Annotated in this window: 28 protein-coding genes and 3 tRNA genes; 16 read left to right on the plus strand and 15 right to left on the minus strand. The window is 71.3% G+C overall.

The window, feature by feature from the left end:
- Nucleotides 1-84 precede the first annotated feature (84 nt).
- A complete protein-coding gene (locus LAJ19_RS01940; protein WP_225476652.1) occupies nt 85-369 on the plus strand; it encodes a DUF427 domain-containing protein in 285 nt (94 codons plus the stop codon).
- Nucleotides 370-383: 14 nt separating this feature from the next.
- On the opposite strand, the gene LAJ19_RS01945 is transcribed toward LAJ19_RS01940, so the two are convergent.
- Together LAJ19_RS01945 and pxpA are read right to left on the minus strand one after the other, a co-directional pair.
- Entirely contained in the window at nt 384-1,520 is a 1,137-nt protein-coding gene (locus LAJ19_RS01945) for a GGDEF domain-containing protein (protein WP_225476653.1), read from the minus strand.
- An 85-nt stretch (nt 1,521-1,605) separates the two neighbouring features.
- Nucleotides 1,606-2,343 carry a 5-oxoprolinase subunit PxpA gene (gene pxpA / locus LAJ19_RS01950; protein WP_225476654.1) on the minus strand — a complete coding sequence of 246 codons (738 nt, stop codon included), beginning with the start codon at nt 2,341-2,343 and terminating at the stop codon, nt 1,606-1,608.
- A gap of 42 nt (nt 2,344-2,385) precedes the next feature.
- Here pxpA and LAJ19_RS01955 point away from each other — a divergent pair, with 42 nt between their 5' ends.
- The gene (locus LAJ19_RS01955) at nt 2,386-3,807 is read left to right on the plus strand and encodes a S41 family peptidase (RefSeq protein ID WP_225476655.1); all 1,422 of its coding nucleotides are present in this window, start codon (nt 2,386-2,388) and stop codon (nt 3,805-3,807) included.
- A 25-nt stretch (nt 3,808-3,832) separates the two neighbouring features.
- Here LAJ19_RS01955 and LAJ19_RS01960 read toward each other — a convergent pair whose 3' ends face one another.
- On the minus strand, nt 3,833-4,765 hold the full coding sequence (locus LAJ19_RS01960) for a 5-oxoprolinase subunit C family protein (protein WP_225476656.1): 933 nt from the start codon (nt 4,763-4,765) through the stop codon (nt 3,833-3,835).
- On the minus strand, nt 4,758-5,381 hold the full coding sequence (locus tag LAJ19_RS01965; RefSeq protein ID WP_225476657.1) for a 5-oxoprolinase subunit B family protein: 624 nt from the start codon (nt 5,379-5,381) through the stop codon (nt 4,758-4,760). Before LAJ19_RS01965 ends, LAJ19_RS01960 begins: the two co-directional genes overlap by 8 nt.
- Before the next feature lie 41 nt (nt 5,382-5,422).
- Here LAJ19_RS01965 and LAJ19_RS01970 point away from each other — a divergent pair, with 41 nt between their 5' ends.
- From LAJ19_RS01970 to LAJ19_RS01990, 5 genes are all read left to right on the plus strand, one after another.
- Nucleotides 5,423-6,718: a nitrilase-related carbon-nitrogen hydrolase gene (locus tag LAJ19_RS01970; protein WP_225476658.1), complete on the plus strand. Its 1,296-nt coding sequence runs from the start codon at nt 5,423-5,425 to the stop codon at nt 6,716-6,718.
- 70 nt (nt 6,719-6,788) lie between these two features.
- Nucleotides 6,789-6,876 (plus strand) — tRNA-Ser (locus LAJ19_RS01975).
- A gap of 14 nt (nt 6,877-6,890) precedes the next feature.
- Nucleotides 6,891-6,978: transfer RNA gene (locus tag LAJ19_RS01980), tRNA-Ser, on the plus strand.
- Between the two features lie 14 nt (nt 6,979-6,992).
- Nucleotides 6,993-7,069, plus strand: a tRNA-Arg gene (locus LAJ19_RS01985).
- A gap of 107 nt (nt 7,070-7,176) precedes the next feature.
- Nucleotides 7,177-7,365, plus strand: a complete 189-nt coding sequence (locus LAJ19_RS01990; RefSeq protein ID WP_225476659.1) for a P-loop NTPase family protein — start codon at nt 7,177-7,179, stop codon at nt 7,363-7,365.
- 67 nt (nt 7,366-7,432) lie between these two features.
- Here the strand turns inward: LAJ19_RS01990 and LAJ19_RS01995 are convergent, their stop codons facing one another.
- Together LAJ19_RS01995 and ispF are read right to left on the minus strand one after the other, a co-directional pair.
- Nucleotides 7,433-7,921: a tRNA (cytidine(34)-2'-O)-methyltransferase gene (locus LAJ19_RS01995; protein WP_225476660.1), complete on the minus strand. Its 489-nt coding sequence runs from the start codon at nt 7,919-7,921 to the stop codon at nt 7,433-7,435.
- A complete protein-coding gene (gene ispF / locus LAJ19_RS02000; RefSeq protein WP_225476661.1) occupies nt 7,914-8,402 on the minus strand; it encodes a 2-C-methyl-D-erythritol 2,4-cyclodiphosphate synthase in 489 nt (162 codons plus the stop codon). Before ispF ends, LAJ19_RS01995 begins: the two co-directional genes overlap by 8 nt.
- 111 nt (nt 8,403-8,513) lie before the next feature.
- Between ispF and LAJ19_RS02005 the strand changes: the two genes are divergently transcribed.
- From LAJ19_RS02005 to LAJ19_RS02015, 3 genes are read left to right on the plus strand one after another with little or no spacing between them, the layout of a single operon-like run.
- Nucleotides 8,514-9,296, plus strand: a complete 783-nt coding sequence (locus tag LAJ19_RS02005) for a diguanylate cyclase domain-containing protein (RefSeq protein ID WP_225476662.1) — start codon at nt 8,514-8,516, stop codon at nt 9,294-9,296.
- On the plus strand, nt 9,293-9,763 hold the full coding sequence (locus tag LAJ19_RS02010) for a COG4315 family predicted lipoprotein (RefSeq protein ID WP_225476663.1): 471 nt from the start codon (nt 9,293-9,295) through the stop codon (nt 9,761-9,763). The genes LAJ19_RS02005 and LAJ19_RS02010 overlap by 4 nt, the downstream gene beginning before the upstream one ends.
- A gap of 42 nt (nt 9,764-9,805) precedes the next feature.
- Entirely contained in the window at nt 9,806-10,252 is a 447-nt protein-coding gene (locus LAJ19_RS02015; protein ID WP_225476664.1) for a hypothetical protein, read from the plus strand.
- A 10-nt stretch (nt 10,253-10,262) separates the two neighbouring features.
- Here LAJ19_RS02015 and LAJ19_RS02020 read toward each other — a convergent pair whose 3' ends face one another.
- Genes LAJ19_RS02020 through LAJ19_RS02035 form a run of 4 tightly spaced genes read right to left on the minus strand, consistent with a single transcriptional unit; the run spans nt 10,263 to nt 15,668 of the window.
- Nucleotides 10,263-13,103: a hypothetical protein gene (locus tag LAJ19_RS02020; RefSeq protein ID WP_225476665.1), complete on the minus strand. Its 2,841-nt coding sequence runs from the start codon at nt 13,101-13,103 to the stop codon at nt 10,263-10,265.
- Nucleotides 13,096-13,704 carry an IMPACT family protein gene (locus tag LAJ19_RS02025; RefSeq protein WP_225476666.1) on the minus strand — a complete coding sequence of 203 codons (609 nt, stop codon included), beginning with the start codon at nt 13,702-13,704 and terminating at the stop codon, nt 13,096-13,098. The genes LAJ19_RS02020 and LAJ19_RS02025 overlap by 8 nt, the downstream gene beginning before the upstream one ends.
- A gap of 2 nt (nt 13,705-13,706) precedes the next feature.
- Nucleotides 13,707-14,294 carry an NUDIX domain-containing protein gene (locus tag LAJ19_RS02030; protein WP_225476667.1) on the minus strand — a complete coding sequence of 196 codons (588 nt, stop codon included), beginning with the start codon at nt 14,292-14,294 and terminating at the stop codon, nt 13,707-13,709.
- A gap of 51 nt (nt 14,295-14,345) precedes the next feature.
- The gene (locus LAJ19_RS02035) at nt 14,346-15,668 is read right to left on the minus strand and encodes a DUF4403 family protein (protein WP_225476668.1); all 1,323 of its coding nucleotides are present in this window, start codon (nt 15,666-15,668) and stop codon (nt 14,346-14,348) included.
- Between the two features lie 266 nt (nt 15,669-15,934).
- Here LAJ19_RS02035 and LAJ19_RS02040 point away from each other — a divergent pair, with 266 nt between their 5' ends.
- The 4 genes from LAJ19_RS02040 (at nt 15,935) to folE (ending at nt 19,169) form a co-directional block, all read left to right on the plus strand.
- Nucleotides 15,935-16,168, plus strand: a complete 234-nt coding sequence (locus LAJ19_RS02040) for a hypothetical protein (RefSeq protein ID WP_225476669.1) — start codon at nt 15,935-15,937, stop codon at nt 16,166-16,168.
- Between the two features lie 190 nt (nt 16,169-16,358).
- Nucleotides 16,359-16,790, plus strand: coding sequence for a secondary thiamine-phosphate synthase enzyme YjbQ (locus LAJ19_RS02045; RefSeq protein WP_225476670.1), 432 nt, complete (start codon nt 16,359-16,361; stop codon nt 16,788-16,790).
- Nucleotides 16,791-17,150: 360 nt separating this feature from the next.
- Nucleotides 17,151-18,368, plus strand: a complete 1,218-nt coding sequence (locus tag LAJ19_RS02050) for an adenylosuccinate synthase (RefSeq protein ID WP_225476671.1) — start codon at nt 17,151-17,153, stop codon at nt 18,366-18,368.
- Nucleotides 18,369-18,557: 189 nt separating this feature from the next.
- On the plus strand, nt 18,558-19,169 hold the full coding sequence (gene folE / locus LAJ19_RS02055) for a GTP cyclohydrolase I FolE (RefSeq protein ID WP_432804223.1): 612 nt from the start codon (nt 18,558-18,560) through the stop codon (nt 19,167-19,169).
- A 280-nt stretch (nt 19,170-19,449) separates the two neighbouring features.
- On the opposite strand, the gene sufU is transcribed toward folE, so the two are convergent.
- Both sufU and LAJ19_RS02065 read right to left on the minus strand, forming a co-directional pair.
- On the minus strand, nt 19,450-19,860 hold the full coding sequence (gene sufU / locus LAJ19_RS02060; protein ID WP_225476672.1) for a Fe-S cluster assembly sulfur transfer protein SufU: 411 nt from the start codon (nt 19,858-19,860) through the stop codon (nt 19,450-19,452).
- A gap of 4 nt (nt 19,861-19,864) precedes the next feature.
- On the minus strand, nt 19,865-21,043 hold the full coding sequence (locus tag LAJ19_RS02065) for an amidohydrolase (protein WP_225476673.1): 1,179 nt from the start codon (nt 21,041-21,043) through the stop codon (nt 19,865-19,867).
- Between the two features lie 181 nt (nt 21,044-21,224).
- Here LAJ19_RS02065 and LAJ19_RS02070 point away from each other — a divergent pair, with 181 nt between their 5' ends.
- The gene (locus LAJ19_RS02070) at nt 21,225-21,431 is read left to right on the plus strand and encodes a hypothetical protein (protein ID WP_225476674.1); all 207 of its coding nucleotides are present in this window, start codon (nt 21,225-21,227) and stop codon (nt 21,429-21,431) included.
- A gap of 72 nt (nt 21,432-21,503) precedes the next feature.
- A complete protein-coding gene (locus LAJ19_RS02075; protein ID WP_225476675.1) occupies nt 21,504-22,607 on the plus strand; it encodes a Gfo/Idh/MocA family protein in 1,104 nt (367 codons plus the stop codon).
- Nucleotides 22,608-22,861: 254 nt separating this feature from the next.
- Here LAJ19_RS02075 and LAJ19_RS02080 read toward each other — a convergent pair whose 3' ends face one another.
- From LAJ19_RS02080 to pyrR, 3 genes are read right to left on the minus strand one after another with little or no spacing between them, the layout of a single operon-like run.
- Nucleotides 22,862-24,127 carry a dihydroorotase gene (locus LAJ19_RS02080; protein ID WP_225476676.1) on the minus strand — a complete coding sequence of 422 codons (1,266 nt, stop codon included), beginning with the start codon at nt 24,125-24,127 and terminating at the stop codon, nt 22,862-22,864.
- A 10-nt stretch (nt 24,128-24,137) separates the two neighbouring features.
- Nucleotides 24,138-25,082, minus strand: a complete 945-nt coding sequence (locus tag LAJ19_RS02085) for an aspartate carbamoyltransferase catalytic subunit (RefSeq protein WP_225476677.1) — start codon at nt 25,080-25,082, stop codon at nt 24,138-24,140.
- Entirely contained in the window at nt 25,079-25,627 is a 549-nt protein-coding gene (gene pyrR / locus LAJ19_RS02090; protein WP_225476678.1) for a bifunctional pyr operon transcriptional regulator/uracil phosphoribosyltransferase PyrR, read from the minus strand. Before pyrR ends, LAJ19_RS02085 begins: the two co-directional genes overlap by 4 nt.
- Nucleotides 25,628-25,718 lie beyond the last annotated feature (91 nt).

A 25,718-nucleotide genomic window follows, 5' to 3' on the forward strand; every position in this document is an offset into this window, starting at 1 on the left:
AAGTCAACCTTCACCAAATCGTCACGGGCCCCCACGGCGGGCCACCTGACAGTCACGCCTGCCCGCTGCCCCTACCCTGAAGGCATGAAAGCCAGCTGGAACGGCGCGGTCATCGCGCAGTCCAACGACACGGTCGTTGTTGAAGGCAACCACTACTTCCCCGCCGACAGCGTGAACCCCGACTACCTGCGCCCCAGCCCCACCCACACCACCTGTTCGTGGAAAGGGGAAGCCAGCTACCACACCCTGCTGGTCGCCGGCCAGGAGAACCGCGACGCCGCGTGGTACTACCCCGCCCCCAAGGACGCCGCCCGGCAGATTCAGGGCCGCGTGGCTTTCTGGAAGGGGGTGCAGATCACCGCCGACTGACCAGCGGCCCCTCTCTAGGCCAGCTGCGCGCGCAGGGCCCCGGCCTCGCCAGCGTCGGGCGTCACCGGCCCCAGCAGCACCCGGTTCGTGCCCAGCGCCTGCACCGCGGCGAGGGTGTCCTCGGCCTCGCGCAGCAGGGCCAGACCGTCCAGGTGACCGTCGGCGCACACCAGCCCCACACTCACGGTGGGATTCACGCCGTCCAGCGGCCGGGACGCGACCCGTACCCTCAGCCGCTCACACGCCGCGCGGGCTGCCCGGGCGTCCGGGGCGTGCATCACGATGGCCAGCTGCCCCTCGGCCACGCACCCCAGCACGTCCTGGTCACGCACGGTTCCCAGCACCACGCGCGCCACATGCGCCAGCAGCCGCGCCTCGAACGACGGGCCGTGCTCGCCGCTCTTCAGGTCCGGCCGGTCCAGCGCAATCATCGCCACCACCAGGCCATCCGGACTGCGGCGGTAGATGCGCTCAAGCAGCTGCTCCAGGGTCCGGCGGTCCGGCAGGCCCGTCAGGGCGTCCCGGCCAGGGGCGTCCTGACCCAGCAGATCCCGGCGCATCGTGCCCATCACCCGGTTGGTGGTGCTGCGCTGCCCGGCCAGCAGGACCCCGCCGGCCACCAGCACCTGCACCAGCGCGCCCACTTCCGGGGAGTGCAGCGCCGCCGGGTCCTGCGTGACGCGCGCCAGGACCAGCGCCAGCAGACTTCCGCCGGCGGCGGCGTTCACGGCGCCGCTCCAGCGGAGGCCCAGCAGCCACATGTGAGACGCCAGCAGCACCAGCACCCAGGGCGCCAGCCCCAGCAGCGTCGGCAGACCCTGCCCGGACGTCATGATGAACAGCACGTACACCACCTTGGCCAGCACGTACGTCCACGCGCCCAGCAGGCCCGTCACGTGCAGCGTCCGCAGCGGCGTGCGCGTCAGGGACACCGCGGCGAGCACGCCGGCCAGCAGGGTAGACAGCGCCGGCAGGGCCAGCTGCTCGAAAGGGTCATGCCGTGCGTACAGTGCCGTCAGGAGCGCGGCGACCAGCAGCACGCTGAGCACGCGGCGACTCATGGCCCGCTGGTCCTGCGTGATGCGGAAGACCGTTCCGCGGCTGCCCGCCGGAAGGCGCGCAGGCAGGGGGAGGCGAAGACGCGGAGGCATAGGCTGCGATCAAACCACAGGTCCTCTCACCAAGACCTGACAGCTTGAGCGTGAAGTTCCACTCAAGACAAGGGTCTTTTCACGCTCAGGGAGCGCGCACCGCCACTCCGGCAGTCTCCAGCGCCGCTCGCAGCGCCCGGGCCAGCGCCGCGGCCTCAGCGCCGTCCCCGTGCAGGCACAGCGTCCGGGCGGGCACGGCAACCGCCTCGCCACTCACCGCCGTCGCGGCGCCCTCCTGCGCGATCCGGACGCCCTGCGCCACCGCCGCCCCGAACGGCAGCAGCGCCCCCGCCTGCCCGCGCGGCCACAGGCTCCCGTCGGGCGCGTAACCCCGGTCCGCGAAGCCCTCCCCCAGCACGGACAGGCCCAGCCGCTGCGCTTCACGCAGCATCACGCTGTCCGGCCCGGCCAGCCCGAAGTACAGCGGCACGCCACTGTCGGCCGCGGCCCGCGCCACCGCCCGCGCCAGCGCCGCGTCCCGCGCGGCCATGTTGTACAGCATGCCGTGCGGCTTGACGTGCCGCAGCGGCACGCCCTCCCGCAGGGCCACCGCCTTGAGCGCCTCAATCTGCTCGCGCACGAACAAGGTGACCTCGTCCGGCGGAACGTGCAGTTCACGCCGCCCGAAGCCCTCCCGGTCCGGGAAGCCCGGGTGTGCGCCCGCCGCGACCCCGAACCGCGCCGCCAGCCGCAGGGAATCCCGCATGCTCTCCAGGTCCCCGGCGTGCCCGCCGCACGCGATGTTCGCGCTGCTGACGGCGGTCATCACTGCCTCCTCATGAGCGCTCCCTTCCCCCAGGTCCGCGTTCAGGTCAATGTGCATGCCGGCCAGTCTACCGGGGCCTCTCCCGCCACAATACACAGCGTGACCCGCGCCCGGCTCCTGCTGCTGCCCCTCCTTCTGGCCGCCTGCACCCCCACCCCCACCCCCCAGAGTGACGACGTGCCCACCGTGCCGCGCGCCACCCGGCCCGCCCAGGCGCCGTGCGCGCTGACACCCGCGTGGCTCGACGCGGCAGGCGGCCCGGCCCGGCTGATGGACGTGAACCTCCAGCCTGCCCGCCTGCACGCACAGGCCACGCCCAGCCTCTTCGATCAGCTGCTGGAAGTGCGGCAGATCATCAACCGGCAGTACTGGGGGGAATCCCCCGTGGACCTCCAGACCCTGCACGAACAGACTGAAACGCAGGCCCGCGCGACCTTCGGGCCGCTGCGCGCCGCGGCTCTGAGCGCCAGGACCGACGCGTTCATGGGCACGTACGTGGACGGTGTGCACGACGGCCACACGTACTTCATGGACGCCGCCGCCTACCGCGCGTTCCTGGACAGCCGCACCGCCGCGCCCACCCCCACCCCGCGCCTTGGGGTGCGCTGGGTGCCCGTACCCGCCGAGGACGGCGCCGTGCTGCTCGAGGCCTTCCCGGAGGCGCCCGCCGCGCAGGCCGGACTGCGCCGCGGCGACACCCTCCTGAGCGTGAACGGACAGGCCCTGAACCGCCAGCCTGGGGACAGCGACGTCGAGCACGCCGCGCACCTCACGCAGCAGCTCGCGCAGGTCACGGCCGCGGGGCAGCCCGTAACCGTCACCTACCGCCGCGGCGAGGAGCAGCGCCAGACGACCGTCACGCCCCGCATCATCAGCAGCGCCCCCATGCCCTACGGCGCGTTCCTGACGCCGGAGACGTACCTGCTGCGCCTGCCCACCTTCGTTACCCCCGGCGTGGCCGACCGCGTCCACACCCTGCTGCGCGCGGCTCAGCAGGCCGGGGCGGGCACCCTGATCCTCGACCTTCGTGGCAACGGCGGAGGCCTCCTGGGCGAGGCGATCGGCGTTGCCGGCGCCCTCGCCGGACCGAATGCCGGAGAGACCATCGAAACCCTCGACGGCCAGGACGTGACGTACGCCTACCGGGACGGCAAGGTGCTCGCCGGCCTGAACTGCGCACCCAGCATGACCGTCCTGAGCGTGCAGACCCCCACCCGCTGGACCGGCCCCGTGCGTGTCCTCGTGAACGCCGGGTCCGCCAGCGCCTCCGAAATTGTCGCGCAGCTGGCCGTGCGCAGCGGCGCCACCCTCATCGGCGAGCGCAGCTACGGCGTGGGCAACACGGTCACCATCCTGGGCGGTCTCAGCGGCGAGCGCGGCCTGGGCGTCACCATCGGCGTGGCCGACGACCTGCACGGCGAGCGTCTGAAGGCCGACGTGACCCCCGTGCCCATCACGCCCGACGACCTGCGCGCCCTGGCCCACGGCCAGGACCTCGCCCTCCAGGCTGCCCTGAAGTAGAGCAGCGCCGACGTGCGCCCTGCAGTTACCTCGCGTGCCGCAGCGCCCACTCCGCCTGCCGCAGCGCCCCCTCCTGCACCCGCAGCGCTGCCCACGCGGACGCCAGCGTCACCTCCCGGAAGGTCACCGTGTCCCCAGGCCGCAACTGCCCCAGCCGCGGCAGGTCCGCGGTGATCACCACCAGCGGCGTCGGGTACCCCCCGTGCGTGCCCGCGTCCGGCAGCAACAGGATCGGCCGGCCGTCCGGGGGCAACTGCACCATCCCCGGCACGTTCGGCACACTCGCCCGCCCCGGCTCAACCGGCGCCGCCACCGCCTCCTCCAGCCGCACGCCCATGCGGTCCGCCTGCGACCCCACCCGGAACGACCGGTCCAGCAGCGCTCCTCTCAGCGTGTCCCCCAGCTCAGGCGTGCCCACCACCCGCAGCACGTGCTGCGGCCCCAGCGGCGTCCACAGACCCGGCGACGGAAAGGCCCGGCCCGGTGCCACCGGCGGCAGGACGGACCACGCCAGGCGGTCCCCGGACCGCAGCGCCCGGCCCTCCAGCCCCCCGAAGCCCCCCCGCAGGTCCGTAGAGACACTCCCGAACACCGGCGTGCCCCGCAGGCCCCCCCGAACCGCCAGAAACGCCCGCAGGCCCCGTGGGGTGCCGCCCACCCGCAGCACCTGCCCGGCCAGCACCGCCACCGCCCGCCCCAGCGCAACAGGCTCCCCGTCCAGCGTCGCCCCGAACGGCGCGCCGCACAGGCTCAGCAGCGCCGGCGCGTGAAAGCGCAGGGTCGGTCCGCCCAGCGTGATCTCCAGCCCCGCGGCGCCCGCCGGGTTCCCGACCAGCGCGTTGCCCAGCCGCCGCGCCACCGGGTCGGCCGCACCGCCCGCCGGCACGCCCAGGGCCCGCACGCACCGCCCCGCATCCTGCACCGTGCACTGCACCCCGGCGCGCAGCACCTCAATCACGGCTCACCTCAAACCGCACCCAGTCCCCCGCCCGCCACGGCACCGGCTCCGCGCGTGACAGGTCAAAGAAATTCATGGTGGTGCGTCCCACCAGCCGCCACCCGCCCGGCGTGGCGCGCGGGTACACTCCCGCCCACGGCCCCCCCAGCGCCACGCTGCCCGCCGGAACCCGCTCCCGCGGGGCGTCCAGGCGCGGCATCTGCAACGCCGCCGGCAGGCCCGTCAGAAACGCGAAACCCGGCGTGAAGCCCAGAAACGCCACCTCCAGCGGCGCCGCGCACAGGGCCCCCACCAGCCCGGCAGGGGACAGGCCCGCGTGCGCGGCGCACCACGTCAGGTCCGGCCCGTCGAAAGTCACCGGGACCACCACTGTCCGCCCGCTCGCCGCCGGCTGCGCGCTCAGGACCGCCAGGCGTTCGCGCACCGCGCCTTCCAGCAGATCCGGGCGCACCACCAGCGGGTCGAGCAGCAGCGTCAGCTGCCCCAGCGCCGGCACAACCTCCCGCACGCCCGGCAGCGGGCGCGCCTCCAGCGCCGCCTGCAGTTCCCGTGCCAGCGGCGTCACCACCCGCACCGCCGCGTCGCCCAACGGCGTGAACAGGACCGGCAGTGACATGCGCGCATCATGCCACGTTCCCGGCAGGTACGCTGGGCGGCATGCCCGCGAAAGCACCCCACGACCAGCGCCAGGACCGGCACGTCCGGGCCGTGGCTGTGCAGCCCCACTGGCACGCCTCGGACTTCACCAGTGCCGACGCGTTCCGGCGCTGGATGCGCGCGCAACTGGACATGGCCCGCCCCCACCTCCGCGCTGACCGCCCGAACCTCGTGGTCCTCACCGAACTGAACGGCCTGCCGCTGGTGCTGCGCGGCAGTTCCTGGGCGCTGCGGCTACGCACCTTCGAGCGCGTCGCGCTGGCCCTGTTCCTCGCCCGCCTGCCGCGGACCCTACCGCTGCTGCTGCGCGAACGCGTAAGCCCCATCCGGGCCCTGCAACTCGCCGGCAGCGACGCGAACGCCGCCCTGTACCTGCAGACCTGCCAGGACCTGGCGCGCGAGAACCGCGTGTACCTCTGCTGCGGTTCCACCCCCATGCCCCGTTACGCACTGCGCGGCGGGCGCATCACGCGCGCCCGCGGCGTGCTCACCAACCAGACGGTGCTGCTTGACCCGAACGGCGACCTGATCGGCGTGACCGACAAGGTGCACCTCACCCCCGACGAACAGAGCGGCGGCGTGGACCTCACGCCCGGCGATCTCACCGAACTGCGGGTGTTTCCCACCCCGGCCGGGGACCTGGGCGTCGCCATCAGCCTCGACGCCTTCCGCTCCGACGTGACCGGCCGTCTGGACGCCCAGGGCTGCACCGTCCTGCTGCAACCCGACGCGAACGGCGCCCCCTGGACCAGCCTTGAAGGACTTCCCCCAGACCCCGCCCACCGGCGCGACCAGCCCGTCGCTTGGCTGGAAAGCAGCTGGCAGGTCACCGCGACCTCCAGCCGCATCCGCTACGCCGTGAACCCCATGGTGGTCGGCAACCTCCTGAACCTCACCTTCGACGGGCAGAGCGCCATCACGGCCCGCCCCGACGAGGCGCCCGTCGCGCGCAGCTACGTCCTGACCGATCCTCGCCCCGGCTTCCTGGCCCTGGCCCCCTGGGTGCAGGATGGCCCCCCCGACACGCTGCGGGCCACCGGGCGGCAACTCGCCGCCCACAGCGGTCACCCCCGCGAGAACCAGTACCTCGAGGCGACCCTTCACGCCGACCTGACCGTGCCGCCCAGCGCCACCCTTCCGCCGGCGCCCACACCACATGAGGAGGCCCTGCGCGCCCTGCTGCGCGGCGACGTGCCCTGGCCCACCCCCGGGCGAAGCGCCAGCTGGCTGGCCGGCGCCGCCCTGCTGGCACTCAGTCTTGCCGCCTGGTACGGCCGCCGCCCGCGCAACGATTGACAGAAATAATCACCCCCCTTATACTTCCCCTCGCGCTTCAGGCAACATCAGAAGCGCGCCCCGCCAGAAGGGGGGGTTGGCCGAGTGGTTGAAGGCAACGGTCTTGAAAACCGTAGTAGGGCAACCTACCGGGGGTTCGAATCCCTCACCCCTCGCCAAATACGACACAGCTGGAGAGGTGGGTGAGTGGTTGAAACCGCACCCCTGCTAAGGGTGTATACCGCAAGGTATCGAGGGTTCGAATCCCTCCCTCTTCGCCAAAACCTAACAGGATGTGCCCGTAGCTCAGCTGGATAGAGCGTCTGACTACGGATCAGAAGGCCAGGGGTTCGAATCCCTTCGGGCACACCAGAGAAAAAGTCCGCCGTGAGGCGGACTTTTCCGTATTCCCTGAGATGATGGGACCAGCGTAGGGGTATACAGACTGGGCGGGGCGCTCTTCTGGTCCCGTCCAGTCTGTGCACAGGCGCCTGGACGAGATGATCAGGGCCCTGGACACCACCCCCGGGCAGTTGATTCAGGAGAATCTCTCGCGCCTGATGCAGGGCCGGACCAGATTCATCGTCGTGCGCCGCCTGAACACCCTCCGTGGCGCGGACCGCAGCGTCATGATAGAGGAGTGCCCACAGCCGCCTGCCTGCCGCTAGTCGCCGCACCGGCCTAGGAGACCCCCGGGCTGGGGGCTGCCGGTTCGGTCACGCCGTTCCTGGATTCCTACCAGCCTTCGATCTGGCGGCCCGCTTCGAACGCTGCGACGCCTGCCGCGACGGACAGATTGAGGCTGCGGCCTCCGCCGGGCTGCGGGAGTTTCAGTTTGGGCAGGGCGTCACGCAACCAGACCGGCAGGCCCCGGGATTCCGGGCCGAACAGCAGATAGTCGCCACGCTGGAACCCGGCGCGGGTGTGCAGCGCAGTGGCGTGCGTGCTGAACGCCCACACCCGCGCCCCTGGGCCGAGCGTGCCCTGGAAGGCCGTCCAGCTGGCGTGCTCGTGCAGCGTCACGCCCTGCAGGTAGTCCATGACCGCCCGCCGGAACTCCCGGTCATGCAGATGGAAGCCGAACGGACGGATCAGGTGCAGTTCGGCGCCCAGCACAGCGCAGGTCCGCGCGACGTTCCCGACGTTCCCGGCCTTCTCCGGTTCGAACAGCACCACGTGCAGCAGGGGAGAGCCGCCCGGTGCGGTTGGGGGCGCCTCACTCACCGTTCACCCGGGCGAGCAGCACGGTGGCGCGCGTCTGCACGTACGTGGGCGCCAGGCCTTCGGACGTCTTGAAACTGATGCCCACGTCGCCGGCTGGCAGGTCCAGCAGGGCCGCGACCCGCTGCGCAATCTGGGCGCGCAGCGGCCCCAGCTTCGGGCGGTCCAACGTGACGACCACCGCCACGTTCACCGGCACCCAGCCGCGCTCCCGCACCAGTTCCAGTGCCCGCGCCACGATCACCCGGGATTCCACGCCCCGCCACTCGGCGGCGGTGTCCGGGAAGTACTGCCCGATGTCCCCCAGCGCCAGGCCTGAGAGCAATGCGTCTGCCACGACGTGCAGCACGGCGTCCCCGTCACTGTGCGCCACGGCGCCCTGTGGCGCGTCCGGGATCTCCACCCCGCCCAGCACCAGACGCCGCCCCGCCTCCAGACGGTGCGCGTCCTCTCCAAACCCTACCCGGAACGGCCAAGACCTCACGCGTTCAGTCTACTGGCGCCCCGCGCTTAACGCCCCCTTAACGCCCCGCGCGGCAGGATGCGCGCATCACGGTTCGCCCCTCCGCCCCGAGCCGCTGTCTGGGAGCCTCACATGAATCACCTTGAAGACGATCTGTTCCACCTGCTGCCTCTGCCGGCCTTGCGCTGGCCCATGCACGCGCCCCGACACGCGACCTCCAACCGCGCCTACACGCAGCTGTTTCAGCCTGGCGCGCTGCCCGCCCCGGCCCTCACGTGGGCGGACGGCACGCACCAGACGCGCCTGCTGAGCCTGGCTGGCGAACGGCGCGTGTGCCGCCTGAACCTCCGGACTCTGCCCAATGGGGACCGCATTCTGCTGATTGAGGACGTTCACGCCTACCACCTTGATCCTCTGACGCGCCTGCCTGACCTGAAGGCTCTGCTGCTTGATGCGGCCGGCACGCATGGGATCGCCACCCTGACCGCGTTGCGTCTGCCGCCTCTGCAAGACCTGCGTCACGCGCTGGGGGACGCTGCCGCGGACGCCACCCTCCGGGCTGCGGCGCGCGAACTGGCGCGCGCTGCGCGCGGCTGGCACGGCAGCGCTTTCCGTACCGGCCCGCACGAGTTCACGCTGTGCACGCCCCAGCCCCTGCACCCTGACCAGCTGTTGCCCGTGCAGCGCCGCCTGACGCACGCCCTGAGTGCCGTGGGCCTGCGCGCCGCGCACCTGCACGCGGGGCTGGCCGACGCCCCGCACGACGGCGCCACGCCCGGGGAGCTGCTGGTGTGCGCGCAGCGGCGTCTGCAGCAGCAGCGGCAGCAGGACCGCGGCGGGCTGGGCACGCGCCTGAAACGGTTTCTGGACAGCGATGCGGACGCCTTCACGCGGACGCACCGCATGGCCCTGTGACCGCCGCCCCGGCAGGGGCCGCCCCCCGCTGCCTTGGCCGGCCCCTGCCACCGCCGGACCTGCTGGGCCTGCATGACCTGCACGGCTGCGTGCTGGTGCGCACGGCGCGCGGTTCCCTGCCTCTGTACCGCTTCACGCCCCTTCAGGCGGCGCTGCTGTTCGGCGAGGCCGTTCCCTCTGCCGCGCACTGGCCGGAGCACCTGAAGCTCTTTCTGTACCAGTACGTCCCCCTGCCGCCCACGGCAACGGTCTGCACGCGCCTGCCCGGACAGGTCGGCACGCGTGAACGCGGACCGCACGGCCTGCGCCCCTGGGAGCACACCACTTACCAGGGCTGGCCGCTGTACCTGTACGCGCACGACCAGCCCGGGCACACGCCCCGGGGGGAAATCCAGCATCTTTTCAGCCTTGTGCACACCGACCAGGCGCCGCTGCTGGGTCCGGATCAGTCAGCGCATGGGCCATGAGCGTCCTACACTGTCTTCACATCAGACACTCAAGGCGGTTCAATGACTCAACCCACCCCCACCCAGTTCGACACAATCACCCTGAAGGGCAGCCAGCTGTACGCCACCCGGAAAGGCAAGGACTACCCGCTGTTCGTGTACACCCCGCTGGCCCAGAGCTACGCCGGGCGCTACGAGGTGCCCCTGGGCGCCGAGTGGCCGCAGTACAACCGCGCCTTCGTGCAGCAGTACGTTCCGGTGTACGCCCAGTTCACCGGTCAGCTTCCCGCCGGCCTGACCTTCTCTACGCAGGAGCGCCCCAACGACCCCTGGTACGGCTACCAGCAGCTGCTCTGCAACGGCTGGCCCCTGTACTACGTTGAGCACCTGCACCAGGGAGCCAAAACCGAACAGCCCGCCCTGTTCGAGCCCGCCACCCAGGGCATGACGCCGCCCTCAGGGCCGGATGAGCCGGTGGTCACGTGGCCGCCTGTGTACCTGGGCCCCTGACGCCTGCCCGCTAGAACCCCGCCAGATTCTGCGTGACCCAGGTGCTGAGCGCCGCAACACTGAGGCCCTCGGCGGCGCCCTCCAGGTCAAGGCCTTCACCCGTCAGGTTCTGAAGCAGCGCTGCACTCCTGCGGCGCTGCTCACTGTGCACGTTGCCGGCCCGCGCGACGCTGGAGAGCCAGCCCAGCACCGCCCCGGGCGCCTGCTGGTGCAGATCACGCGCGGTGATCAGGAACACCTCGACAACCTCCCAGGGGTTGCCGCGGGTCTGCATCAGCTGCGCGGCCTCGGCCGCCGCGCGCCGGGCCTGCGGGGTGCGCCCGCGCGCGTAGTGCAGCTGCGACAGGAGAAGCACAGGCGTCAGCTGTTCGGCGAGTCCTGGCTGGGCCTGCCGGAAGGCCCGCCACGCGGCCAGCCAGTCCTCCGCCTGACGCCAGTGCCCGGCGCGCAGGGCCAGCCGCGTCCGCAGCTGGTGGCCTTCATCTTCCAACTGCGGAACATTCAACGCCAGTCCGGCCTGCAACACGGCCTGCGCTTCGGCAAGCAGCGCTTCGAGCTGTTCGTCCGCGGTGGACAGGTGGGCACGGACACTCAGGGCCAGATAGCGGAGATGCCACGACAGGACGGCGGGCAGGTGGGCCAGCTGCCTCTCAACCTGCGCCAGCTGCGCATGAATGGCGGGTTCATCGCCCAGGAACGTCAGGTGCGTCAGCAGATTCATGCGGTAGCTCAGGGCCCGGGTGGCGTCGCCTGTCGTGATCGCCAGTGTCAGCGCCTGCTCCAGCAGCGCCCTGGCACTGCGAATCTGCCCCTGCACGCCCCGCACGGCCGCGAGGGTATTCAGGACTTTCATCCGGCTCGCCGGATCGGCCGCGAGTGACCCGGCCAGGAACTGTCCCGCCAGGGTCTGCGCGTCCAGCAGCCTGCCCGCGCGGAAGGCGAGCCACATGCACGCCACCTGAATGGCAGCCTGCACGTCTGCCGGAGCCTGGGCGTCCTCGGCGGCGTCGGCCAGCTGCGCAAAGGTGTCCGTGCCGGACTGGTGCAGGCCCCGCCGGTCGTGGTGGGCCAGCAGGTGATCCACAGTCGCGGCGTCCAGCGTGCCCTGAGCCAGGGCCGCGCGAACGGCCGTGAGGATGTTCTCCCGTTCCGCTGTGACCTGCGGCGCTTCCGGAGGGTGCGTGGTCAACCACGTGAGGTAATGCCGGGCGTGCGTGGCTCGGGCGCCGTGCATCAGGGCCGGGTGCTGCCCGGCCTGTTCGGCGAGCAGGCCTGCCAGGGCCGGGTACAGGCGCAGGCGTTCACTGCCCGGCTGGTAGGCCTCCACGAACGAATGGGTGAGCAGTGCGTCGAGTTCGTCCAGGGTGACGCCCAGAGCAGGAGCGTCGGCCGGGTCGAAGTCCGCGGTCACGCTCAGCCGCAGCGCGGCGTGCTGCTCGGCCGGTTCCAGCAGGTCCCAGGAGCGGCGGGCCACGACCGCCAGGCCACGCCGGCCATCCCCGGCGGTGTCCGCGGAGGTCAGGGCGCCCGCCTCGGTCAGAACGCGGGCGTACGCGGCGTCCAGGGGCTCCACACGCAGCCACGACGCGGCGAGAGCCAGGGCCAGGGGGTGCCCCAGCAGCCGGCGGGTGATGCCGGCAATCAGCGCGGCGTTCCCGGCGTGCAGGGTGAAGTTCCGGCGGACACGGGCGGCTTCCCGCACGAACAGCTGCGCGGCGCTGGACGCGGCAATCTGCGTGAGGTCCGCTTCGGGCGCCGGCTGGTTCAGACCGCCCAGGGGAAGCAGCAGGTCCCCGGCACGCAGCGTGCCGGGGCGGGTGTGGCGGGTGCTGACCAGCCAGCGGGCGGCCGGCAGGTCACGCCGCAGGGCGCTCAGCAGGGCCGGAGGGTCCTGCGCGGCGTCCAGACCGTCCAGGAGAAGTACGGCGCCCGGAGGCACGGCGGCGCTCAGGAACGCGAACCCGTCCGGCACGGCCTGACCCGGCGTGAGGACCGCAGCGAGCCGCACGGCAAGGTCCGGGGCGCCGGTGGCACCCTCGGCGTCCACAAGCGTCACGGGGCGGTCCAGGCGGGTCAGTTCGCGCAGCAGTTCGCGCGTCAGGGTGGATTTCCCGATGCCGCCCGGCCCGGTGACCACGGCCAGACCACCGCCGGGCCCGTGGGCCCAGGCGAGCAGGGCGTCCAGCTCGGCCTCGCGGCCCAGCATGCGCCCCACCGCCCGGTCCCGCGGCGTGGCGGTGTCCGGCCCGGTCAGCTCTGTGAGTTCGGCCCGCACCTCGGCCTCCAGGGCGCTGCCGGGCAGCGTCAGAGGCAGGAGGCGGCGCAGCGCGGCGGGATCCAGCGGCGGGGCGCCGGGCAGGCGGTACGCCCGTTCGGCCCACACGGCCGCGCGGGCCGGGTCGGCGTTCTCCGCAGCGCGCAGCGCCTCGCCCTGCACGTGGCGCGCGAGCCGTTCGCGCTGCGTGTCCACCCAGTCCTCGAACTCCGCCGAGACGTCCGGAAGGGTCACGCCATGCAGAAAAGGGCCCGGGTACGCCTCCCAGGCCGCCTCACCCCGCAGGCCCGGGAGCGCCGCGGCGTCGCATGTCACGGCCACGCCGGCCGTGAGGCGTTCGTCGCCGCCCAGGGCGTCCGGGGCAGACTCCCGCAGGGCGTGCAGGGCCACGCGCAGGCTGGCCTCGGGTTTCGCGGCGTTCGGCCACAGCAGCGCCGCCAGCTGCCGCCTGGGCGTGGGGCCCTCCAGCGCGGCGTACACCAGCAGCAGCAGCGACTTAACCTTCCGGAAGCGGCCCAGGCGCAGTTCACCCAGGGTGCACAGCGCCGGCCCGGTCACGGCCGTCACCTTACTCAAAGGCCGTCTCCGCTGCGCCGCGTGTCGCGTCCCGCAGGGCGTCCGTGAACGCCGGCACGTCCTCCGGGAGCAGCTGCACGTGCAGTTCCACGCCGCCTGCCGTGTAGGTCTCCTCACCGCGCGTGACATCCCAGGTGCCCAGCAGATGGTACAGGCCACTCACCGATGCGAAGGGCACCGCCACCCGCAGGGTTACGCGCGGCCGCACCTCCAGTTTCGGGGCGCTGCGCACGCACTCGGCGGCCGTCCCGCCGTACGCGCGCACCAGGCCGCCCGTGCCGAGCTTCACGCCGCCGTAGAAGCGCACCACGACCACCATCACATGATCCACGCCCTGCCCCTCGATGGCCCGCAGGATCGGGCCGCCCGCCGTGCCGCCCGGCTCCCCGTCATCGTTGAAGCGGTACGCGCCCGCGATCCGGTACGCCCAGCAGTGGTGCGTGGCGTCCGGGTAGCGCGCCCGCAGGGCGGCGAGCTGCGTCAGGGCCTCTTCGGGCGTCTCGGCGCGGTCCGCGAAGGCCAGGAATTCGCTGTTCTCGATCACCGCGTCGAACCGGTGCGGGCCGGCCAGGGTGGTGAACGGCGCGGGGAGGTCTGCCACGCTCAGAGCAGTCCCCGCCCTGCGAGCAGGGCCCGCGCGTGCCACAGCGTCAGGCTGCTCGGCCCGTCCAGGATCTCCCCGGCCTCCAGCCGTCGGTACGCTTCGTGCAGGGGAAGCACCACCCGCTCGATCGTCTCGGTGTCCTCGTGATGCGTGTCGCCCAGGGTGACGCCCAGCGCCACGAACGGGTAGAACACCACCCCGCTGATGCTCGGCTGCGGGTAGAAGCCCGGCAGCGCCACCCACTCGGCCGCCTCGCCGCCCACCTCCTCCAGCAGTTCCCGCTGCGCCGCACCCAGAAGGTCCTCGCCGCGCTCCACCCCGCCCGCCACAACCTCCGTCACCGTGGCGCGCAGCGGGTAGCGGTACTGCCGGATCAGCACCGCCTCCCCACCCGCCGTGACCGGCAGCACGAACACCGCCCGGGGCCCCCGCGGCCGGTACTGGTACGTGGTCTCCACCCCGCCCGGCAGACGCACCCGGTCCTCAAACACCGTCCGGAAGCCTGACACCAGCCGCCGTGACTCCAGCGTCTCCCACGGCTGAACTTCATCCTCGGTCAGCGCGGCCCAGTTCGGGTGGTCGGTCATACCCGCAGGCTAGCAGGGGCCGCGCCCCCAATGAGGTGGGTGCCGCGCGCTTCAGCGGTCCACGTTCACGGTGGCCTGCGCCGAACCCGTCAGGTGCCCGGTCACCACCAGACCCTGCGGGGTGACCTGCACGCCCGTGACCCGCAGGTCCCGCACCTGCCCGCCCAGCGTGACGCCCGGCGCCGGCGTGAACGGCAGGCGCTCCTGAAGCTGCGCCCGCGCCCGCGCCAGACCGGGCCGCAGGTCAAAGCGCGCCGCCTGCTGCACGTACGCCTGCGCCCGCCGGTCGGCCAGCCACGCCAGCACCCGGCCGGTCACACCCTGCCGGCGCGTGGTCACGGTCACGTTCCGCAGGGTCAGCACCTGCCCCGCCTCGTCCAGTGTGGGCGTGCCGCGCACGTCCGTGACTGCCGTGAGCTTCAGGCCCAGCGGTCCGTTCACCTGGACCTGCACGGCGGCGTTCAGCGCGGCGCCCGCGGGGGTCAGGGTCACGCCCGTGACGCGCAGGGTCGGGGCGGTCGGGACCGGCAGCGTCAGGGTCCGCTGGGCCGCCTCACGCGCCGCAGCCCGTGACAGCTCCGGGTAGGGCAGACGCACCGGCACGCTCAGGTCCAGTCCTGGCGTCAGGGCGGCGTCCGTGCGCAGTGCCGGCAGGGCGCGCGGCGTCACGGCCGGCGCGTGCCCCAGACCCGCGTCCAGCGTCACCTGCGCGCCCAGCGTGATCTTGAGCGCGTCCGGCGTGAACCGGAACGGCGTGACACTCAGGTTCACCGGCACCGCCCGCGCGTACGCCGGGTCCGGCAGCGGCAGGGTCCAGGGCTGCTGCGCCCGCGCCCACAGCGTGCCCGCCCGCTCGCGCAGCTGCGCGCCGTTCCGCACCGCCTGCTCCACCTGCGCCGCCAGGGCGTCCAGCTGCGCGCGGACCTGGGCGTCCACCAGCGACTGCACACTCACCCGCACCCCCTGCGCCAGCTCGACACTCAGGGGATCCGTCCACGCGTACTCTCCCCGCACCTTCACGCCTGCATTCCAGTCCGGCGTCACGGTGGGCGTGACCGTGAGAGTCACGGTCGCCTCCCCGCCAAAATCCCGCGCCAGCGCCGAGCCCAGCCCGGTCGGTTCCGCCCGGAACGCTGCGCGGATCGGCACGCTCAGCAGCAGCCCCGAGCCGTCTGGCGCGGCCGCCACCCGCACCGCCCCGGTCCGGGTGACCGTACCGCTCAGGTGCACGCTCAGCAGCCCCCCCAGAAATGACCGCTCTTCATCCAGCTGCGCAAATGCCTTCGGTACGCGCGCGTTCGCTGCGACCTGCACGCCCGCCAGCGGCACCGTCACCGGAACGGTCAACGTGGACGGCGCAGCCTGGGCAGTCATGAGCCCAGTCAACACGACCGGCATGAGAAGGCGCGTCAGGCGAACGGTGGAGGCACGCATTCCCCGAGCTTACCGGCCCTGAATGAGGCCGGGCGCGGCCGCAGACCCCGCCCGGCGCGCCTCCCTGAAGGCCGATCCACCTGCCTGAACGGAAGCGTGAGGCTCCAGCCCCTCACACTTCAGCGTCCTGACCGCCCAGGAGGACCACCGCCGCAGGCCCTGAACGGACCGCTCGGAGCGCCGCCCCGGGGGCTTCAGGAGGGCGCATGACACCCATCACCCCCACCCCTCACGGCATCACCGCCTCCGGCGCAGTCGCCCTGCTGCTGGCCCCCTCCGTGTTCCACCGGCAGGCGACCCTCTCAGCCGCCCGGTTCATCCTCGCCAGGCTTCTGGCGGTCCTCACGCGCCTGACCGCCTTTCGCCGGGGCCTGCTGAACGTCATTCCGTTCCCGGTGCACGGCGGTTTCGGCCTCGTCACGGCCCTGGGGGCGCCCTGAATTCCGGGAGTCGCGGACCAGCCCACCGCCCGGTATGACTTCCTGGGCAGCACCGCGGCTCTGATCGTCGTGTGACTCCTCACCGACTGGCGCGCCCAGGCCGCCCACCGGACCGCCGCCACCCGCTGAACGGCCCGTTGCCCGGAGGACCGTTCAGCCACCAGCGGGTTCAGCGCCTACTCTGGGGCGCATGTGGGCACAGCGCACCCTGACCCTTCCCGCCGCCCGGCGCGGCTTTCACCTGATCACCCGCGAGGTCCAGACCGCCATGCCCGACCTCACCCGGGTGCGCGCCGGACTTCTGCACGTGTTCATTCAGCACACCAGTGCCAGCCTCACCCTGACCGAGAACGCCAGCCCCGACGTGCGGCGCGACTTCGAGCGGTACTTCAACCACGCCGTACCCGACGGCTGGCCTGCCTTCGAGCACACCCTCGAAGGCGCCGATGACATGCCGGCGCACATCAAGGCCAGCGTCCTGGGCCCCAGTCTCACCCTGCCCGTCCAGGCCGGCCGGCTCGCGCTGGGCACCTGGCAGGGCATCTACCTGTGCGAGCACCGTGATCACGGCGGCCCCCGGCGCCTGCTGCTCACCCTGACCGGGGAGGCACAGGGCCGCTGACCGGCAGGAGCAGCCGCTCCTCAGGGAACCGGGAGACCAGCCTGGCCGGGGCAGCGTCATGCGAGTGGTGCGGGACCTGGAGACAGAGCCTCTGAAGAACAGGAGAAACGCCCTGTCCCGGCCAGGTGAGGCGATCACAGGCCGGACCGGGGACGCGTGCCGGGCGGGTCTGAATCCAGGCCGGTCCGGGCGGCTGACCAGTGCAGGAGTGCCCGTCCGCCCCTGGTAAACAAGTCCCGCAGGACCGGCCGCTATTTCCCCTACACTGAGGCACGGTGCTGCGCGCCGTGTTTTTTTTGCTCCGGTCCAAGGACCGCCGGGCGGAAGAAGCAAGTCTGTGCGCGTGGCCGGAGGGCTGAGATGCCTGGAATCGCAATTGTGGGAGCCCAGTGGGGCGACGAGGGCAAGGGGAAGATCACGGACTTCCTCGCGCCGGAAGCAGAGTTCGTGGTGCGTTACCAGGGCGGCGCGAACGCCGGACATACCGTCACCGCCAAAGGACAGACCTTCAAGCTGAACCTGCTGCCCAGCGGCGTGCTGCATGACGGCACGGTCAGCGTGCTCGGGGACGGCATGGTCATTGACGCGGACAAGTTCATGGAGGAACGTCGCAACCTGATTGCCGGCGGCCTGAACCCGGACCTGCGCATCAGTGACCGCGCGCACCTGGTGCTGCCGCATCACAAGTACGTGGACGGCCGCAAGGACTTTGTGGGCACAACCGGGCGCGGCATCGGTCCGGCCTACGCGGACCGCGCCCGGCGCGTGGGCATCCGCTTCGGGGACCTGCTGAGTGACGAGGTGCTGGCCGAACGGGTCGAGCGGCTGCTTGAAGCGAAGCCGAACAGCACCCGTGACGCCGGGTGGACCAGCGTGCAGGGCGCGATGGACGCCCTGGCCCCCACCCGGGAGGCACTCGCCCCGTTCATTCAGGACACGGGCGCGCAGCTGCGTGACGCAATCAGGGAAGGGCGGAACGTGCTGTTCGAGGGCGCGCAGGCGACCCTGCTCGACCTGAACTACGGCACGTACCCGTTCGTGACGAGCAGCCACCCCACCGTGGGCGGCATCCTGGTGGGCGCAGGCGTGAACCACAAGGCGATTCACAAGGTGTACGGCGTGGCGAAGGCCTTCAACACGCGCGTCGGGCACGGCCCGTTCGTGACCGAAGTGCATGACGAGGCGGGCATCCTGCGCCTGCGCGGCGACGGCAGCAAACCCTGGGATGAATTCGGAACGACCACCGGCCGGCCCCGGCGCGTGGGCTGGCTGGACCTGGCGCTTCTGAAGTACGCCGTGGACGTGAACGGACTGGACGGGCTGGTCATCAACAAGATGGACATCCTGGCCGGCCTGGACGACCTGCCGGTGTGCGTGGCGTACGACGCGGACGGACAGCCGGTCTGGAAGCGCATGAAAGGCTGGGCGACCACGGACGGCGCCACGAGCCGCGAGACGCTGGCCAGGGAAGCGCAGGCGTACCTGGACCTGATCGAGGAGACCGTGGGGTGCCCCGTGGTGATCTTCTCGGCCGGCCCGGCACGCGAGCAGACGTACGGTCAGGTCAGCTGGACCTGAGCGTTCACGCCGTCTGGTCCGGGAGCCCCGTCGCGGGCTCCTTTTCTTGCCCGGTGGGGGGGGTGGCCCCACCAGCGCCGCCTGAAAGCTTTTTGACAATTGCCTGGGGGCGGCGTGGCCTACACTCCCTCCATTCACATTCACCCCCGCCGGCTTGCCGGCGTGACGGTGAGAAGGAGCGAACCTATCTTGACGATTGAACCGGTGATCAGCGCCGCCGACGAGAAACAGGAAGTGCCCGGTCTGAGCGGCCTGACGCACGAGTGGCTGGCCGCCATCGGGGAGGACCCGGACCGTGAGGGGCTGCTGAAGACCCCGCACCGCGTGGCGAAAGCCTGGGGCTTCCTGACCGCCGGGTACCACAAGTCCCTGCATGAGGCCGTGGGGGACGCCGTGTTCGCCGCGGAAGGCAGTGAGATGGTGATCGTGAAGGACATCGAGTTCTACTCCATGTGCGAGCATCACATGCTGCCGTTCTACGGGCGGGCGCACATTGCGTACATCCCGGACGGGAAGATTCTGGGCTTGAGCAAGTTCGCGCGGATCGTGGACCTGTACTCGCGGCGGCTGCAGGTGCAGGAGCGCATCACGACACAGATCGCGGACGCCGTGCAGGAACTGCTCGAGCCGAAGGGCGTGGCAGTGCACATGGAAGGCGTGCACCTGTGCATGGCGATGCGCGGGGTGCAGAAGCAGAACAGCAGCACCACCACGAGCGCCATGCGCGGCCTGTTCAAGGATGACCCCCGGACCCGCGCAGAGTTCATGAGCGCGGTGCAGGGCACCCTCCGCGGCCGCTGAACCGGCCTCTGCTGTGCACAGTGGGTGAACGCCGGTGGCCGGAAGGTCCGGGCGGGGTCCAGCACGTGTGACGGCTGCCTTCAACGGCGATCAGGTTCCCACTGCTGGCGTGCGCGCTGTGCGGCCCGGACGTGAGGCTCCGGGCCTCGTCTGCCGTGGCCGGGCCACACAGTCCGGACCGCATCGCGTGGATCTGTGGTGCCAGCTCGGCGCACCGTGGGCTGCACCTCTCACGCGAAACGCGTCCTGACGGGCGTCAGGACGCGTTTCGCTGCGGCGCTCAGCCCAGGGTCTGTTCCAGCGCCTGCCAGGGCAGCAGCGCGCACTTGCGCCGCGCGTGCAGCCGGCTCACGCCGGAGAGTGCCTGCAACTCGCCGAGTTGCGGGTCCGGCTCGGTTTCGCCCATCACCATCGCCTGGAACTGTTCGGCCAGTGCCCGGGCTTCCTCGACGCTTTTCCCGGTCAGGGCCACGGTCATCAGGCTGGCGCTGCTCTGGCTGATCGCGCAGCCCTTCCCGCTGAACTGAACGCGTGCCACGCGGCCGGCCTGCACGTCTGCCCAGACGGTCACCTGATCCCCGCAGCCCGGGTTGTCCACGGTCACGCCGGGCACGCCGTCCAGAGGCCCGGTGTGACGCGGGCGGCGCTGGTGGTCCGCGATGATCTGCCGGGCGACCGTCTCGGGCAGCACGCCCTTACTCCGGAACGGTCAGGCGCAGCGCCGCGGCGTGCAGCATGCGCACGCCCGTCTCCAGGCTGGCCTCGTCAATCGTGAAGCGGGGGTGGTGGTGAGGCCAGTGGCTGTCGGCGGCTTCGCTGCCGCTGCCGACGTTGAAGTACGCGCCGGGCGCTTTCTCGAGGTAAGCGCTGAAATCCTCGCCGCCCATGGTGGGTCTGGCGTCCCGGTAGTGGTCCGGGCCCACGACGTCCAGCGCGATCTCCCGCAGCTGCTCTGCCACCCAGTCGGTGTTGATCAGCGGCCGGTACCCGAAGTCGTAGCGCAGGTCGTACGTCGCGCCGTGCGCCTCGCACACCCCCCGGATCACCCGCTCGATCAGCTGCGGCGCCCGTTCCCGCAGCGCCGGGTCGAAGGTGCGTACCGTGCCCATCAGCTGCGCGCTGTCTGGAATGACGTTGTGCGTGGTGCCACTCGCGAACTTGGTGATGCTGACCACCAGGGCGTCCTGCGCGGCCACCATGCGGCTCACCACGTGCTGGAGGTTCGTGACGACCTGCGCGCCCACCGCAATGGGGTCCACGGTCTCCTCCGGGTGCGCGCCGTGCCCGCCGCGCCCGCGGATGGTGAGTTCGATGGTGTCGGGCGCGGCCATGAACGCCCCGGGCTTCACGGCCACCACGCCGGCCGGCAGCTGGCTGTTCAGGTGCAGGCCCGTGACGACGTCCACGCCGTCCATCAGGGCGGTGTTCATCACGAGTTCCTCCGCGCCGCCCGGCCCGATCTCCTCGGCGTGCTGGAAGATCATGCGGATTTCCCCCGGCACCGCCTGCGCCCCTTCAGACAGCAGGCGCGCGACACCCAGCAGGATCGCGGTGTGTCCGTCGTGCCCGCAGGCGTGCATGACGCCCGGCGTGCGCGACGCGAACTCGAAGGTGTTCTCCTCGTGAATGGGAAGTGCGTCAATGTCAGCGCGCAGCAGCACCGTCCGTCCGGGCTGACCGCCCTTCAGGACCGCCAGGACACTGGTGGCCGTGGGCCGCGTGACGCTCAGGCCCGGCATGGCGCGCAGCTGCTCTTCGATGTACGCGGTCGTGTGGTGCTCCTCGAACCCCACTTCGGGGTTCATGTGCAGGTGCCTGCGCCACGCCACGAGCTGCTCACGAAGTCCCTGTACCCGGTCCTGAGTTGTGGTCATGCCCCAGCCTAGCGCGTCCCTCCCCGGGGTGGGCGGCGCGCGGTCCGTCAATCCGGAACCCTGGACGTGACACCGCCCGGCCGGTCACCCGCCCGGAACACAGCGGCCTGCGGGCAGGAACGGAAAGCCGCAGTGAACCTTCCCTCAGCAACCCTGCGGCCTCACGTGTCGTACTGGAGGCATGAGCACCCGCACCCGACCACGAAGCAAACTCGGCCTGCTGCTGAGTCTCGCCCCCATCGCGCTGGAACTGCTGGCCCTGGCCCGCAGGAGCCAGAAGAAACGCAGCCGCTACACCAGGGCCAGCAAACGTGACCGCGCCGTGGACTTCCTGCTGAACCAGGCGCAGCGCCGCGTGGGAAAAGCCCGCACCCGCCGCTGGTTCTAGGCGCCCGCCGCCCTGAAGAACACCTGAACGCGCGCCCACCCGGCTACGGGGGGCGCGCGACTACGGTGGGGCATGCCGCAGAAACCGGACCTGCCCGCACCGAAACCCCGCAGCGAACGCGTCGGCTTTGCCCTGGTCGGCCTGGGCAAGCTCACCGCCGAGCAGCTGATTCCCGCGGTCCGCACCAGTCAGGACGCGTACGTTGCCGCGCTGGTCAGCAGCGAGGAGGACAAGGGAGAGGAGTTCGCCCGGGCCTTCGACCTGACCGAGCAGGACGTGTACACCTACGACACCTTCGAACAGCTGGCCGACCGTGACGATGTGCAGGCCGTGTACATCGTGCTGCCCAACAGCAAACACCTGGAATTCGTGCGGCGCGCCGCGCAGATGGGCAAACACGTTCTGTGCGAGAAACCCCTCAGCGTGAACGCCGGACAGGCCCGGCAGATCGTGGACGCCTGCCGGGAGGCCGGCGTGCTGCTCATGACCGCGTACCGCTGCCAGTACACCCCCGAACACTGGGCCGCGCGGGAAGCCGTGCAGAGTGGTGCGCTGGGCCGGGTGAAACTCCTGGACTCCATTCACGCGCAGGTGGAGGACGACCCTGAAGCGTGGCGCCTGAAACGTGCACTGGCCGGCGGAGGCCCCCTCCTGGACGTCGGGATCTACAGCCTGAACACCATGCAGTTCGTGACCGGACAGGAACCCGAATGGGTGTTCGCGGCGCAGCACCAGCCTGCCGGTGACCTCCGCTTCCGGGAGGTGGAGGAATCCGTGAGCGCCATGCTGGGCTTCCCGGGCGGCGTGATCGCCAACCTGCAGACCAGTTACGGCGCCTACAACACCGCCACGCTGCGGGTCATGGGGGAGGACGGCAGCCTGCTGATGGACCCTGCTTTCCCGTACGGCGGCCTGGGTCTGGAAATCACGGATCAGAACGGCACGCGCCAGCCGGCCTTCCCGGAGTACAACCAGTTCAGCCTGGAATTCGATCACTTCGCGCAGTGCATCCAGCAGGGCCGCGCCCCCTGGACTCCCGGCGAGGAAGGCGTGCAGGACCACGTGATCATGGACGCCATCTACGAGAGTGCCCGCACCGGGCAGGTGGTGCGCCTTTCACCGCAGACCGGCACGGACCTGTACCGCGGCACGCCCCCTGAACGCCCCGGGCAGTAGACAGGCGCCATGCGTCCACACGGCTGAAAAATTCCGAGGTGACCCAGGCTCAGGCTGCGTGCCCCGGCGGCCCAGCCTCCGGCCCGCCCCGCTGCCGGCACGTCCTGATGCACGGGGCTGAGCCTGACCGGGCAGGCCATGGTCGTCCGGTGGACTCAGAAAGCGCCTCCCGGGTGCCGGGGGGCGCTCATCTGAATCCGGGGCTGCTCAGGCCGTGACCTGGGCGCCGGGCGGGGTCTTCGGGGCCTTGGAGGTCAGGTCCGCTGGTAGGCCACCTGGCCGTTCACGACCGTCAGGGTGGGCCACCCGCGCAGGGTCTGGCCCGCCCAGGGCGTGAACTTTGCCTTGCTCCGGAACTCGGCCGGGTTCACTTCGCGCGGGGTGGTCAGGTCCAGCACCACCAGGTCGGCGGGCGCCCCGGCGTCCAGGGTGGGGGCCGGCCAGCCCAGCACGCGGGCGGGCGCGGCGGTCATGAGGTCCACGATCCGTTCGAGGCCCAGCGTGTCGGCGAAGCGGGTGTACATCAGCGGGAACGCCAGTTCGATGTACGCGATGCCGCTGGGGGCGTCGAGCAGGTCCCGTTCCTTTTCCGCGCGGGTGTGCGGCGCGTGATCCGTGGCAAGGCAGTCCACGCTGCCGTCGCGCAGGCCTTCAAGCAGGTGATCGGCGTCGGCCTGCGTGCGCAGGGGCGGCGCGACCTTGTAGATCGCGTCGAAGGACCGCAGCGCTTCGTCGGTCAGGGTCAGGTGGTGGGGGCACACCTCGCAGGTCACGGGCAGGCCCTGCGCTTTGGCGGCGCGCACGAGGTCCAGGGCCCGGGCGGTGGAGAGGTGCTGGATGTGCAGCCGGGCGGGCCGGCCCTGCGCCGCGAGGCCGGCCACGATCTCAATGTCGCGCGCCACGCGGGCCGCTTCGGCCGCGGCGGGGTTGCCGGGCAGGCCCAGCGCCTCGCTCACGGCGCCTTCGTTCATCACGCCGTCGGCGCGCAGACTGGCGTCCTCGGCGTGCACGCTGATGACCATGCCCAGACTCGCCGCGGTTTCCAGGCCCAGGCGCAGCGTGCGGGCGTTCTCGTTCGTGCGGCCGTCATCGGTGAACATGGCCGCGCCCGCTTCTTTCAGGTACGTGAGTTCCGCCAGTTCATCGCCTTTCTGACCGCGCGTGAGGGCCGCGGCGGGCTTCAGGCGGGCAAAGCCCAGTCCGGCCGCCTTCTCGATCAGGGCTCTGACGGTGGCCGGGTCGTCGACCACGGGGCTGGTGTTCGGCATGGACACCACGGTGCCGTAGCCGCCCGCAGCGGCCGCCGCGAGGCCGCTGGCGAGGTCCTCTTTTTCCGTCTGGCCGGGTTCGCGCAGGTGCGCGTGGGGTTCGATCAGGGCGGGCGCGACCGTGCCGCCCTGGCCGTCGATCACCTGGCCCTGCTCGGGCAGGTTCCAGCCTTTGATGACGCCGTTCTCCACGGTGACGGACGTCAGGGCGTCCGAACCGAGCCGCTTGATGTTGGTGATGGTGATGGTCATGGGGTTCCCTTTACTCGCGGCCCACCAGCAGGTGGTACAGGACGCTCATGCGGATGGCCTGGCCGTTCTCGACCTGTTTCAGGATGCGGCTGCGCGGGCCGTCGGCGGCGTCCGTGCTGATTTCCAGGTCACGGTTCATGGGGCCGGGGTGCAGGACGATGGCGCCGCTCTCGGCGTGCTGCATGAGCGCTTCGTTCACCTGGTAGGTGTGCGCGTACTCCTGGAGGCTGCCCAGGAATCCGCCCTGCATGCGTTCACGCTGGAGGCGCAGGGCCATGACGGCGTGCGCGCCGCGAACCGCTTCGCGCGGGTCGGTGGTGAGGGTCACGCCGTTCAGGCCGGCGAGGTCGGCGGGCAGGAGGGTGGCGGGCCCGCACAGCACCACCTGCGCGCCGAGTTTGGGCAGCAGTTCAGCGTTGCTGCGCGCCACGCGGGAGTGCCGGACGTCGCCGATGATGGCGACCTTCTTGCCTTCCAGGCTGCCGTACTCCTGGCGGATGGTGTACGCGTCGAGCAGCGCCTGGGTGGGGTGGGCGCGGCGCCCGTCCCCGGCGTTGATGACGGGTTTGCCGCTGTAGCGGGCGACGAGGTGCGCGGCGCCCGAGGCGTGATGGCGGACGATATACGCGTCAACCTTGTAGGAGGTGACGACCTCCATGGTGTCGCGCAGGCTTTCACCCTTGCTGACGCTGCTGCTGCCGGCCGCGAAGGTGAGCACGTCGGCGCTCATGCGGCGGGCGGCCAGTTCGAAGCTGGTGCGGGTGCGGGTAGAGTTCTCGAAGAACGCGTTGCAGACGGTCAGGCCCTGCAGGGCGGGGACCTTCTTCACCGGGCGGTCGAGCACCTGAAGCATGGTGTCGGCGTTGTCGAGGATGGCTTTCAGGCGTTCGGGAGTCCAGTCCTGGAAATCCAGGAGGTGGCGGGGGCGGGGGCCCATGCTGACGGGCGCGTTCATCGGAGGGCCTCCACGTCCCAGAGTTCCACGCTGTCCACGCCGTCGGTTTCGTGCAGTTTGACCTTCACGACCTCGCTGGCGGCGGTGGGGAGGTTCTTGCCCACGTAGTCGGCGCGGATGGGCAGTTCACGGTGGCCGCGGTCCACCAGGACGGCCAGTTGGATGCCGGCGGGGCGGCCCAGGTCGATCAGGGCGTCCAGGGCGGCGCGGACCGTGCGGCCGGTGTACAGCACGTCATCCACGAGAATCACGCGGCGGTCGCGCAGGTCGAAGGGCACCTGCGTTTCCCGGATGATGGGCTGCTGGGCGACTTCGCTAAGATCGTCGCGGTACAGGGTGATGTCCAGCATGCCGGTGGGGACCTCCACGCCCTCGAGGCTGCTGAGCTTCTCGGCGAGGCGCCGGGCGAGGGGGATGCCGCGGGTGTGAACGCCGATCAGGGCGAGTTTCTCGGCGCCCTTGTTGCGTTCGATGATTTCGTGGGCGATGCGGGTCAGGGCGCGCCGAACTTCGTCAGATGTAAGGATGGTGGCTTTGGGGGTCATGCGCTCACGCTCTGGCGGGCAGGCCCAAAAAAATGGCCGCTCAGCGCATGCTGAGGGCGGGTGGGGGTGTGGTGCATGGTGCTCCTTCTCC

This window comes from Deinococcus taeanensis (assembly GCF_020229735.1).
Lineage (GTDB): Bacteria > Deinococcota > Deinococci > Deinococcales > Deinococcaceae > Deinococcus > Deinococcus taeanensis.